Source organism: Salinibacterium amurskyense, assembly GCF_002797685.1.
Classification (GTDB): domain Bacteria; phylum Actinomycetota; class Actinomycetes; order Actinomycetales; family Microbacteriaceae; genus Rhodoglobus; species Rhodoglobus amurskyensis.
In genome coordinates this window covers 1,565,483-1,577,084 of sequence record NZ_PGFH01000001.1, presented here as the reverse complement: position 1 = coordinate 1,577,084, position 11,602 = coordinate 1,565,483, and the positions used below count along the sequence as shown (strand labels likewise).

At 59.2% G+C, this 11,602-nt stretch carries 11 protein-coding genes; 3 read left to right on the top strand and 8 right to left on the bottom strand.

From position 1 onward, the window contains the following. Nucleotides 1-19: 19 nt before the first annotated feature. The 4 genes from CLV85_RS07510 to CLV85_RS07495 form a co-directional block, all read right to left on the bottom strand. Entirely contained in the window at nt 20-244 is a 225-nt protein-coding gene (locus CLV85_RS07510) for a hypothetical protein (RefSeq protein WP_100388917.1), read from the bottom strand. 57 nt (nt 245-301) lie between these two features. Further along, nucleotides 302-664 carry a DUF948 domain-containing protein gene (locus CLV85_RS07505; RefSeq protein ID WP_100388916.1) on the bottom strand — a complete coding sequence of 121 codons (363 nt, stop codon included), beginning with the start codon at nt 662-664 and terminating at the stop codon, nt 302-304. Nucleotides 665-781: 117 nt separating this feature from the next. After that, complete coding sequence (gene rpsD / locus CLV85_RS07500; RefSeq protein ID WP_010202678.1) at nt 782-1,411, bottom strand: 30S ribosomal protein S4; 630 nt, start codon at nt 1,409-1,411, stop codon at nt 782-784. Nucleotides 1,412-1,664: 253 nt separating this feature from the next. Continuing rightward, entirely contained in the window at nt 1,665-2,996 is a 1,332-nt protein-coding gene (locus CLV85_RS07495) for a replication-associated recombination protein A (RefSeq protein WP_100389301.1), read from the bottom strand. 152 nt (nt 2,997-3,148) lie between these two features. Between CLV85_RS07495 and CLV85_RS07490 the strand changes: the two genes are divergently transcribed. From CLV85_RS07490 to CLV85_RS07480, 3 genes are all read left to right on the top strand, one after another. After that, on the top strand, nt 3,149-3,943 hold the full coding sequence (locus tag CLV85_RS07490; RefSeq protein ID WP_100388915.1) for a peptidylprolyl isomerase: 795 nt from the start codon (nt 3,149-3,151) through the stop codon (nt 3,941-3,943). Nucleotides 3,944-4,026: 83 nt separating this feature from the next. Next, a complete protein-coding gene (locus CLV85_RS07485) occupies nt 4,027-5,256 on the top strand; it encodes a DUF349 domain-containing protein (RefSeq protein ID WP_100388914.1) in 1,230 nt (409 codons plus the stop codon). A gap of 82 nt (nt 5,257-5,338) precedes the next feature. Further along, nucleotides 5,339-5,902: a hypothetical protein gene (locus tag CLV85_RS07480; protein WP_100388913.1), complete on the top strand. Its 564-nt coding sequence runs from the start codon at nt 5,339-5,341 to the stop codon at nt 5,900-5,902. Nucleotides 5,903-5,909: 7 nt separating this feature from the next. Here the strand turns inward: CLV85_RS07480 and CLV85_RS07475 are convergent, their stop codons facing one another. The 4 genes from CLV85_RS07475 to CLV85_RS07460 form a co-directional block, all read right to left on the bottom strand. Next, the gene (locus CLV85_RS07475; RefSeq protein ID WP_100388912.1) at nt 5,910-8,156 is read right to left on the bottom strand and encodes a RelA/SpoT family protein; all 2,247 of its coding nucleotides are present in this window, start codon (nt 8,154-8,156) and stop codon (nt 5,910-5,912) included. A gap of 112 nt (nt 8,157-8,268) precedes the next feature. Beyond that, entirely contained in the window at nt 8,269-9,285 is a 1,017-nt protein-coding gene (gene secF, locus CLV85_RS07470) for a protein translocase subunit SecF (RefSeq protein WP_100388911.1), read from the bottom strand. Beyond that, nucleotides 9,285-11,021, bottom strand: coding sequence for a protein translocase subunit SecD (gene secD / locus CLV85_RS07465; RefSeq protein ID WP_100388910.1), 1,737 nt, complete (start codon nt 11,019-11,021; stop codon nt 9,285-9,287). The genes secF and secD overlap by 1 nt, the downstream gene beginning before the upstream one ends. Nucleotides 11,022-11,129: 108 nt before the next feature. Beyond that, nucleotides 11,130-11,549 carry a preprotein translocase subunit YajC gene (locus CLV85_RS07460; protein ID WP_100388909.1) on the bottom strand — a complete coding sequence of 140 codons (420 nt, stop codon included), beginning with the start codon at nt 11,547-11,549 and terminating at the stop codon, nt 11,130-11,132. Nucleotides 11,550-11,602 lie beyond the last annotated feature (53 nt).

Below are 11,602 nucleotides of genomic sequence, written 5' to 3'. Positions count from 1 at the left end.
AAGGGCCCTGATGGTGGTGCTAAGAACGCTTCGTGAATTCGGAAACCGCTTCTTCGACATCCGCTACGGCATCACGAAGCTCTGCTTCGCGCTCACGGTAGCCATCAACGACGGCACTGGTGAACTCGCGAGCCTTGGAGTCAACATCTGAGAAGAACTGCTTTCCCTCTGGAGTCTTGGCTACTTGATGTGCTGCCACGAACCCGACGGCAATTCCTGCGACGAAAAGGACTGCGCCTTTCATATTTCTCCTTCAGATTGGGGATACACGAACCGTATTAGTTTAGGTGGTCGAGCGGGCTCAGCGGCGGCTCTTAGGGCGAAGACCCAGAACAGCAGCACGAACGCCGGCGCTAAAGCCCGCGATCTTGATCAGAGGGCCACCAACCGTGGCCGCGCCGAGAGCCACCAGGGCTGAGATGTTGCCCGTCGTTTCTTCCACGTTGCGCGTGATCGCGTCGACCCGAGCGATCTGTCGATTGGTTTCTGAGATCGTCGTTGTCGCTTCGGTCAGCATTGGGTCAAGGTTGTCGCTCACGCCGCGAATGGCTGTGCTCGTCTCATCGAACACTTTGCCCAACTTCAGCAGTGGCACGGCCAGCAACCCGACCAATATTGCGAACACTCCGGCCGCGATGAGCCCTGCGATATCTCCGCCAGTCATGACTACTCCGATCACTCTGAAGAAATGTACATGTACACGCTATTCGACATTGGCATCGAACGGCGCCGGAAAACGAGAAAGGGCCGGAGCAAATGCTCCGGCCCTTTCTTTCGCTAGTTAGCGTGCTGCGTAGTACTCAACAACGAGCTGAACTTCACAGGTCACAGGAACCTCGGCGCGCTTCGGGCGACGTACGAGACGTGCCTGCAGCTTGTCGATTTCTACCTCGAGGTAGCCGGGGGTCTTGGGAAGAACATCAACGTGTCCGCCTGCTGCGGCGACCTGGAAAATTTCCATGCCTTCGCTGCGAGCCTTGACGTGCATGAGCTGCCCGGGCTTGACGCGGAACGACGGACGGTCAACGAGCTGGCCGTCAACCAAGATGTGGCGGTGAACGATCATCTGGCGAGCCTGAGCGGTCGTACGAGCGATCGCCGAACGAACGAGCAGTGCGTCGAGACGCATTTCAAGCTGCTCAACCAAGTTCTCACCGGTGAGGCCAGCAGTCTTGCGAGCTTCCTCGAACTGAATCTTCAGCTGAGCTTCGCGGATGCCGTACTGGGCACGTAGGCGCTGCTTCTCGCGAAGACGAACAGCGTAGTCGCTGTCCTGCTTGCGCTTGGTGCGGCCGTGCTCACCGGGAGCGTAGGGGCGCTTTTCGAGGTACTTAGCTGCCTTCGGCGTGAGGGCGATGCCCAGTGCGCGCGAAAGGCGAGTCTTGCTACGGGTACGTGACTTAGTAGACACAGGATCCTTTTCGATTGATTCAAGTAAGAACAATCTGGTGATCACTCGCACGCGAACGCGCGTGCACAACACACCAGACGAAAGAAGAGGGATGACCCTAGGGAACCTGGTCGGCTACAGACCTGTGTTCCGCGATATTCGATTTCATTGCAGCCGCGCGCCGAAACCGTATCGTTGGGACGCATAACTCTACCACGCCGAGCTCTGCCAAGCGACGAATCGCCACGCCTCAACCGCACGGCGTCTCGCTAGATCACTCGCCGCGAATAATCTCGCGCAGTTTGGCCAAGCGCGCCGACACTTCACGCTCGTTGCCGTTGTTCGTCGGCGTGTAATACTCCGTACCTTTCAGCACGTCGGGGAGATACTGCTGCTTCACCACTCCGAACTCGGAATCGTGGGAATAGCGATAGCCCTTTCCATGCCCGAGACGCTTCGCCCCGGGATAGTGCGCGTCACGAAGAGGCTTCGGAACTCGACCGATCTTGCCGGCGCGCACATCGGCGATCGCGGCATCCAGAGCGGAGTAAGCAGCGTTGGACTTCGGCGCTGTCGCTAGATAGACCACAGCCTCGGCTAGCGGAATGCGGCCCTCGGGCATGCCGATGAGCTGCACGGCGTCGGCGGCAGCGACCGCGATGACGAGCGCCTGCGGGTCAGCAACGCCCACGTCTTCAGCAGCGCTAATGATCACGCGGCGCGCGATAAAGCGAGGATCCTCCCCCGCTTCAATCATGCGAGCCAAATAGTGCAGCGCCGCGTCAACGTCCGAACCTCGGACGGACTTGATGAAGGCGCTAATCACGTCGTAGTGCTCGTCGCCTTGCCTGTCGTAGCGCAACAAAGCTCTATCGACCGCGTTGGCGACATGTTCAGCCGTCACCACGGCGGGTGAGGCCGCGTCATCGTCGTTAGCGGCCGAGACTGCGGATGCTTCAAGCGCAGTCAAGACTCGGCGCGCGTCGCCCGACGACAGCCGGATAAGCAGTGCGCGAGCCTCGGGGTCGAGCACAACAGCGTCTTTGAGCCCGCGGGGGTCGCTGACGGCGCGGTCGACGAGTTCTCCGAGATCGGTGTCGTCGAGCTGGTTGAGCGTCAGGAGCAACGAGCGCGACAGCAAAGGAGAAATCACGGAGAACGACGGGTTCTCGGTAGTGGCTGCAATAAGAATGACCCAGCCATTTTCGACCCCGGGAAGCAACGCATCCTGTTGCGCCTTGGTGAAACGGTGAATCTCGTCAAGGAATAACACCGTCGAAACGCCATAAAGGTCGCGAGCGGTCAACGCCTCCTCCATGGTCTGGCGAACATCCTTGACGCCAGCGGTTACAGCAGAGAGCTCGACGAACTTGCGCTGCGATCCGCGAGCGATGGCCTTTGCGATGGTGGTCTTGCCCGTGCCAGGCGGGCCCCAGAGAATAATGGATGCCGAACCATGGCTGCCCTCGGCATCCGAAGCCAAGCGCATGAGCGGTGATCCGCGCTGCAGCAAATGCTTTTGACCGACTATCTCGTCAATAGTGAGCGGCCGCATGCGCACTGCGAGAGGTGTTGCTCCGCTGTGCAGAGTTGCGGAACCGTCCATAAGGCAATCGTAATCGGCTGCACCGACCATCCGCACAGCACGCCCTCATTACGCCCGCTCGTCGTGGCGTTTGGTCGTGGTTCCCACCAGACCGTAAGGTTCATTGTGGCGTTCCTACGACAGCGGCGAAATCCGCGATTCTTCAAGGAGTAATGGTGGCATCCAGCAAGAAGCATTCACGCGAGCAACGAGAAGCTCGGGAACGACTGCGCCAGTACACGGCTCGTGCTTCGGTTCACGAAGCCACCATCGCACGACGCAAGCGCGACAACGTGCTCGCTGTCGGCGTGGGTCTCGTCATCATCGCTCTCGTCGCAACTGCTCAGGTCTTCTACTTCTCTTCGGGCCCCGGTATGCCAGAGCCCGCCCCGTCGTTCACCCCTGAAGCCGAGGCGACCGAACCCGGCAATGTTGGCGACGTTCCCGATCTCGCCCTCGCCGAAGCGCGTACGTGGACCGGCGAACTGACGTTGAACGATGTCGTTCTCGGTGTCGAACTCGATGGAGCCGCCGCACCCCAGGCCGTATCGTCCATCATCGATTCCGCCGCCTCTGGCTACTACGAAGGCACCACCTGCCACCGCATGGTCGACACCGAAACTGCCGGCCTCATCCAGTGCGGTTCTCTCGATGGCACTGGCGCTAGCGACCCGAACTACGCATACGGCCCCATCGAAAACGCGGGAGTCGGCGGGTTCTATCCTGCCGGCACCATCGCCATCGCTCGCACCGGAGACGACGCGTTCTCCAACGGGCGCCAGTTCTTCATCGTCTACAACGATGCGATCATTCCTGATGACACCGCCGGCGGTTACAGCATCGTCGGCCAGGTCACCTCAGGGCTCGACGCTCTCCAATCAGAGATCGTCGCTGGCGGCATTGTGGATGATGCCCAAGACGGAGCACCGATGATTGCCACAAGCATCACGGGCTTCACGATCCAGTAACAGCGTCAGCGACCGATAGCGTGGTTGTCCTAAGCTTGGGTAACCCGGCAGCGACTTCCGGCACAAGCAGCAAGGTGAAGTAATTGGCTACACAAGAGCAGAACGAGTGGGGACACGTCGACGAGACGGGTACCGTTTTCGTCCGAGAGGCCACTGGCGAACGTGCCGTCGGTCAATACCCCGACGGAACTCCCGAAGAGGCCCTGGCCTACTTCACCCGCAAGTACCACGAGCTGGCCGGTCAGGTGACCCTGCTCGAGCAGCGGGTCAAGAACGGCGCTCCGGCGTCTGACGTCGCTAAGGCCATCAAGGCTCTCAAGGAGTCCATCAGCACAGCCAACGCCGTCGGCGACCTGGCTGCTCTTCACACTCGCGTCGAAGCCCTCGGTGGTTCCGTCTCGAAGCTGACGGAGAAGCAGAGCGAAGAAGCGAAGGCCGCGCTTGCTGAAGCGATCACCGTACGCACCGCTCTCGTAGTCGAAGCCGAAACGCTTGCGGCCGCCGATCCCGCCAAGGCTCAGTGGAAGCAAGTTACTGCTCAGATGGATGACATCTTTGCGCGCTGGAAGGCACATCAGACAGATGGCCCGCGCCTGCCCAAGAACGAGGCCAACGAGCTGTGGAAGCGATTCCGTGCTGCTCGCAGCACTATTGACACACACCGTCGCGCATTCTTTGCCGAGCTTGACTCTGCACACAAAAAGGCCCGTGCCGACAAGCAAGCGCTTGTTGATCAGGCCGAGGCACTCGTCGCTCAGGGCGCCGACGGCATCCCGACTTATCGCCGCTTGCTCGACCAGTGGAAGGCCGCAGGCCGCGCAGGCAAGAAGTTCGACGACGCCTTGTGGGCCAAGTTCAAGCAGGCCGGAGACGTTCTCTACTCGGCTAAGTCTGAGATTGATGCACAAGACAACGTCGAGTTCACCGCTAACTGGGAACTGAAGAAGGCGCTTCTTGAGGAAGCCGAACCGCTGCTCACCGCTACGGACCGGGCACAGGCCAAGAAGGCGCTGTTCTCCATCCAGAAGCGCTGGGACGAAATTGGCAAGGTTCCTCGCGACAAGATCAAGGTAGCTGAGGATCGGCTGCGCAAGGTCGAGGCGGCCGTTCGTAAGCTCGATGAAGATCACTGGAACAAGAACAACCCCGAGCGCCAAGAGCGCTCCGAGGGTTTCCTGGGCCAGCTCAACGAAGCGATTCAGAAGCTTGAAGCTGAACTGGCAGAAGCTCAGGCCACGAAGGATGCGAAAAAGATCGCGGCCGCGCAGGATGCTCTCGATGCCCGCAAGGCATGGCTGGGCGCCCTCAAGTAACCATCTGTCCACAGGGTTCTGGTTCTCCACTGAACCAGACTCTGGGTGCCTGAGCAGTCGTTGTGGGACGCACCATTGAGGTATGACACCTCGACTGCCTCCCGTACTCAGCGCGCACGACTTACCTCTGGCAGAGCTGCAGTGTGCAGCTCTCGATGGCGAGCTGTACCCGCTAGACAGCTGCTTCTGCCCAATAGACGAGTTCGACACCATTCACTTGCGTGCGCGTGCTCTGGCTGTGGTTCTCGATCCCCGAATCATCGCAGAGCGGATGACCGCAGCATGGGTATGGGCGGCCACGCTCAATCCCCCGGTGCGCTACGAGTTGTGCGTCGCTATCGGTGCTCGTACGCGGCCGCACGGCACCCTCAACGCCGTAGTACGAGAAGTGGTTATCGGCGCGGATGATATCGATACGGTCTCTGGCGTCAGCGTGACGTCACGATTACGAACGGTGCTCGATATTGCGCGCTTCAGCGAACCCTTTGGTCCTCGTGAGAGAGCCGCGGTCAGCACCCTGATGGCGGACGGCGGCTTCGGATACGAGGAATGCGCTACCGTTCTGAACGCACGCCGAAACTTGCCCCAAAAGCGCGTTGCACTCGAGCGACTAACCGCGTTGGGCAAACCCGCGACCGCGGCGTGACAGCCTCTTAGCCGCTGTTGACGCGGTAAACGTCGTAGACAGCATCCACGCGACGTACCGCGTTGAGCACACGGTCGAGGTGCGTCGTATCCCCCATCTCGAACACGAACTTGCTGATCGCAAGCCGAGCCGTCGAGGTGTTCACTGTCGCTGACAGGATATTGACGTGCGTTTCGCTGAGCACCTTGGTGATGTCAGATAGCAAGCCAGCGCGGTCGAGCGCTTCAACCTGAATCTGAACCAAGAAGAGACTTTTGGATGTCGGTGCCCATTCGACGTCGATCATGCGCTCGGGTTCGTCTAGGAGCGACTGCACGTTCTTACAGTCGTCACGGTGCACCGAGACACCCGCACCGCGAGTGATGAAGCCGACAACGCCGTCACCGGGAACCGGAGTGCAGCAACGCGCGAGCTTGACCAGAATGTCGGGCGCACCACGAACAAGGATTCCAGAGTCGGAGTGCTTGTAAGGGCGCAGCTTGCCCGCCGCGGGGAAGGACAGCTCCCCCTCGTCTTCCTCAGTGCCGCTGCTGAGCGATCCCACTAGCTTCTCGATGACTGACTGCGTCGAGATGTGGCCTTCGCCGACTGCGGCGTACAGCGCCGAGACGTCTTCGTACCGCATCGTCGCAGCGAGCTCAGCGAACGACTCCTGGCTCATGAGCTTTTGAAGCGGCATGTTTTGCTTGCGCATGGCACGAGCAATCGCGTCTTTACCCTGCTCAATAGCTTCGTCGCGGCGTTCCTTGGTGAACCACGCTCGAATCTTGTTGCGAGCTCGGGTGCTTTTGACGAAACCTAGCCAGTCTTGGCTAGGCGCAGCATCCGGACTCTTCGAAGTGAACACTTCCACGGAATCGCCACTCGTCAGGGCAGTCTCCAACGGCACGAGCCGACCGTTGACTTTAGCGCCCATGGTGCGGTGACCGATTTCGGTGTGCACGGCATACGCGAAGTCAACGGGAGTTGCGCCCGCCGGCAGACCAATAACCTTGCCCTGTGGCGTGAAAACGTACACCTCTTTTGCGCCGATTTCGAACCGCAGAGATTCGAGGAACTCGCTCGGGTCAGAGGTCTCCGCTTGCCAGTCGGTGATGTGCGCGAGCCACGCCATGTCGTTGTCAGCGGGGCCGGACTCGACTGCTTTGCCCGCCGCGCGGTCCTTGTACTTCCAGTGCGCCGCCACACCGAACTCAGCGCGGTGGTGCATTTCATTCGTACGAATCTGGATTTCTACAGCACGGCCCTGCGGACCAATAACGGTGGTGTGAAGCGATTGATAGAGATTGAACTTCGGAGTCGCGATGTAATCCTTGAAACGACCAGGAATCGGGTTCCAACGGGCGTGAATGGAGCCGAGCACGGCATAGCAATCGCGCACAGAATTGACCAGAACCCGGATGCCTACGAGGTCATAGATCTCATCGAACTCACGACCGCGCACGATCATCTTTTGGTAGATCGAGTAGTACTGCTTCGGACGCCCCGCGACCGCACCCTTAATGCGAGAGGTGCGGAGGTCGTCCTTCACAGAGGCAATCACTTGCTTGACGAACTCGTCGCGCTGTGGAGTCCGTTTGGTGACGAGACTCTCAATCTCGACGTAGATTTTTGGGTGCAGCACTGCGAAAGAAAGATCTTCGAGTTCAAGCTTGATCGCTTGAATACCGAGACGGTGCGCGAGCGGCGCGTAAATCTCTAGAGTCTCTTGCGCCTTGCGCGATGCGGACTCACGAGGAACGAAGCCCCACGTGCGCGCATTGTGGAGGCGGTCGGCAAGCTTGATCACCAGCACGCGGATGTCCTTCGACATCGCGACGATCATCTTTCGTACAGTTTCAGCTTGGGCGCTGTCGCCGTACTTGACCTTGTCGAGTTTCGTCACGCCATCCACGAGCATCGCGATCTCATCGCCGAACTCGAGGCGGAGCTCGTCGAGCGAGTAGGCCGTGTCTTCTACGGTGTCGTGCAGAAGCGCTGCCGCGATAGTTTTCTCACCGATTCCCAGCTCCGCAAGAATCTGCGCAACAGCGATCGGATGAGTGATGTACGGCTCGCCGCTCTTACGCTTCTGGCCATCGTGGGCCCGAAAAGCAGCCGCGTAGGCACGCTCGATAAGCGCAAGATTCGCCTTCGGATGGCTCGTCTTTACCGTTCGTAGGAGCTTTTCAACAGAACCTGCCGGCTGAGCTCGAGAGAACAGGCGCGGAAGTAGCGCACGAAAAGAAGCTGATGACTGTTGCGCTTCGCTCATCCCTCTACCCCCTAGTTTGATTCTAGGTCGTGTTGGGCACGAGCGAAGACACAGTAGCTCAGGGCGGACTCAACCGCCTGCGAACGCACACACTGCCGTTCGCCCATCGTGGTTACTTGTTGCCCTTGTCAGCGGCGCGAGCAGCCGTCAGTCGCTTCGTGCGGCTGAGGATGTCCGGCTCGTTCTGACGGAACTGCGCGTACAGCGGAGCGGCGATGAAGATGGTCGAGTAAGTGCCGACGACGATACCGATGAACAGCGCCAATGCGATGTCGCGCAGCGTTCCTGCACCCAGAACGTACGCGCCAATGAAGAGGATGGCGGCAACGGGCAGAGCTGCGACAACTCCGGTGTTGATCGAACGCACGAGCGTCTGGTTGACAGCAAGGTTCACGGACTCGGCGAAGGTACGACGGGATTCAGAGCCGTCTTCCGACGTATTTTCCCGAATCTTGTCAAACACAACGACCGTGTCGTACAGCGAGAACCCGAGAATAGTGAGGAATCCGATTACCGCGGACGGCGTGATCTCGAACCCAAAGATTCCATAAACACCCGCCGTGATCACGATGTCGTGCAGTAGCGCGATCATCGCCGCGATCGACATCTTCCACGTACGGAAGTAGATCGCCATCATGATCGCGGCAAGAGCAATGAACACTACGAGCGCGCGAAGGGCAGATCCAGTGATGTCAGCACCCCACGACGGACCAACGAACGATGCAGCGACGAGGTCAATGTCAACGTTGAATGCTCCGGCAAGCGCATCACGAACCTGGTTGGACTCATCTGTCTCGAGTTGCTCGGTCTGAACGCGCAACGAACTTGTACCGATGACCGTGACCTTAGGCTCCGCATCGCTTACGACGCTGATGACCGTATCGGTGGCGAGGTTCTGAGCTTCAACACTCGTCTCCGGGTCGGTGAGTGCTTCGACGGAATCGATCTGGAACTGCGAACCACCGGTGAACTCAATACCGAAAACGTAACCGCCACGAAGCGCCGGAACGATGATCGAGACGGCAAGGAGCACGGCCGCGAGGGCGTACCAAACCTTGCGGCGTCCGATGAAGTTGATCGAGACATCGCCGGTGTAGAGGTCGTTGCCAAACTTAGAGAAGCTAGCCATCAGGAGTCCTTTCCATCTGAGCTGGAATCCTGGGCAGTGCCCGCAAGTTCAGCAGCTTTTCGTTCAGCAATTGTTTGGCGGCGAGCAGCTTCGCGACTCGCGCCCGTCTTGTTCTTCGCAGCCACTGGAGTGCGGAACTGCGCACGACCGCGGTATACCGCGCCCAGCGCATTGGGGTCGAGCCCGCTCAATGGGTGTCCACTTGAGAAGAATCGTGTTGTGGAGAGCAACTGGAGCATCGGATGGGTGAACAACACCACGACCAACACGTCAATAACCGTGGTCAAACCGAGGGTTAGCGCGAATCCGCGAACGTTTCCGACCGCGAGGACGAAGAGAACAACTGCGGAGAGCAGGTTCACGGCCTTTGCGGCGAAAATCGTGCGAAGCGCACGCTTCCATCCTGCTTCGACGGCACCGGTCAACGAGCGTCCGTCACGGAGCTCATCGCGAATTCGTTCGAAGTACACGATGAACGAATCGGCAGTGAAACCGATAGCGACGATCAAACCAGCGACACCGGCCAGAGACAGACGGTATCCATGACGCCAGGAGAGATACGCAATCACGAGGTAGGTGAGGACACCGGCCACAATGAGCGATGCCACGGTGACCAGACCAAGGAGGCGGTACTGGAAGAGCGAGTAGATGACCACGAGCAGCAAACCAATAAGACCCGCAATAAGACCCGAGTTCAGCTGCGCGGTACCGAGCGTGGCAGAGATGTTCTCACTGCTCTGAACCTCAAAGCCGATTGGAAGCGCACCGAACTTCAGCTGGTCAGCCAGAATCTCCGCTGACTCCTGCGTGAAGCTCCCCGAAATCTGCGGGTTACCACCGGTGATGATGCCCTGAGTGGTCGGTGCCGAAATTACTTGGCCGTCGAGAACGATTGCGAAGCGATTGCGAGGATCAGTTTGGTCGAAGCCGAAAAGACGGGTCGTCATGTCCGCAACAGCGGTGGTTCCCTCGGCGTTGAACGTGGGGAAGACGCCCCACTGGCCAGTGCTGATGCCCTGTGAGCTGGAGACAAGACCGGACGAAGCATCCGTGATCGTGCTTCCTTCAACCTCAACCGGGCCGAGGATGTATTTGAACGAACCATCTGCTTCACATGTGATAAGCGCTTCGTCCGCCGGCGCAACGCTGAAGTTGTCGAGCGACGAGCAATCGAAGTTGCTGTACTCATCGAACAGAGCTTCGGTGATCCAGTTCAAGTCGCTGGCGTCAGTCGGCGTTGCAGTAGGAGTCGTCGCGAGTGTGGGCTCAGGAGTGGCGGTCTCGCCCTCCGGAGCATCCGTCGTCGCCGGGTCCGGTGTCTCTTCGGCGACAGCAGTGCCCGCTACCTCTGTATAGAGAACTGGGCGGAACTCGAGCTTGGCGGACGCCTGAATGCGCTTCAGGGTCTCGTCATCCGGGGTTCCGGGAATGGATACCACGACGTTGCTCGCACCCTGCGTGGTGATCTCGGCTTCGGAGACTCCACTGGCGTCAACACGGTCACGAATAATCGACACGGCTTGAGCGAGTTGCTCGCCCGAGACGGTTTGTCCGCTTTCGAGCTGCGGGGCGAGAACGATTTGCGTTCCGCCCTGAAGGTCAAGGGCGAGCTTGGGAGCCCAGGATGCCGTACCGAAGATGGAGCCAGCGCCAACTAAGACGGTGAATCCCACCGTGATTGCTGTGAGCCAGACTATGGCCCGCCAGGCGTTCTTCACAGGGGTTGTTCTTGCCACCTATTTGACTCAGCTTTCTTGACAGAGCAGTGCAGAATCGCACGCCGTTGGACAGCCACCCTCGGGTAGGACGACTCTCAACACTAGTGGGTTACAGGCGACGTTCCTCTACTTTGAGGACTTGTCGTCCTTCGAGTCGGAGAGCTCGCCGAACTCAGGGGTTGAAGAATCAGTCGAGTCATTCGATGCAGCTTCGCGCTCTGCAGCTTCACGGTTAGCAATCTCCATTGCTTCCTCGACGGAGCGCGGAGCGCCATCTTCGACGGCGTCTTCGGTGACGACCTTCGCGAGAGTCTGGCTGTGAACCTTGACGACGACACCCTTGCTGATCTCGATCTCAGCTTCGTTCTTAACGGTGTCCATCGTGATGAGCGTTCCGAAGAGACCGAAGTTGGTCATAACTTCTACACCGGGAACCATCTGGTCGCGCAGCTCTTCCATCTGAGCCTTGCGCTTGCGGCTGTTGCGGAACATGAAGAAGATGAGCACGCCGAGAATGGCGAGCATCGCAATAGAAAGCGGATCCATGAGGTACCTTTCGGTTGGTCTGTGGGCCTGGCGCTCAAGCTGAGGCGCGTGTT

Excerpts from the sequence above, each read along its gene's own strand:
- CLV85_RS07495 (WP_100389301.1), bottom strand. The coding sequence starts at position 2,996 with ATGGACGGTTCCGCAACTCTGCACAGCGGAGCAACACCTCTCGCAGTG.
- CLV85_RS07475 (WP_100388912.1), bottom strand. The coding sequence starts at position 8,156 with ATGAGCGAAGCGCAACAGTCATCAGCTTCTTTTCGTGCGCTACTTCCG.
- secF (WP_100388911.1), bottom strand. The coding sequence starts at position 9,285 with ATGGCTAGCTTCTCTAAGTTTGGCAACGACCTCTACACCGGCGATGTC.
- CLV85_RS07460 (WP_100388909.1), bottom strand. The coding sequence starts at position 11,549 with ATGGATCCGCTTTCTATTGCGATGCTCGCCATTCTCGGCGTGCTCATC.
- CLV85_RS07505 (WP_100388916.1), bottom strand. The coding sequence starts at position 664 with ATGACTGGCGGAGATATCGCAGGGCTCATCGCGGCCGGAGTGTTCGCA.
- CLV85_RS07490 (WP_100388915.1), top strand. The coding sequence starts at position 3,149 with ATGGTGGCATCCAGCAAGAAGCATTCACGCGAGCAACGAGAAGCTCGG.
- CLV85_RS07480 (WP_100388913.1), top strand. The coding sequence starts at position 5,339 with ATGACACCTCGACTGCCTCCCGTACTCAGCGCGCACGACTTACCTCTG.
- CLV85_RS07510 (WP_100388917.1), bottom strand. The coding sequence starts at position 244 with ATGAAAGGCGCAGTCCTTTTCGTCGCAGGAATTGCCGTCGGGTTCGTG.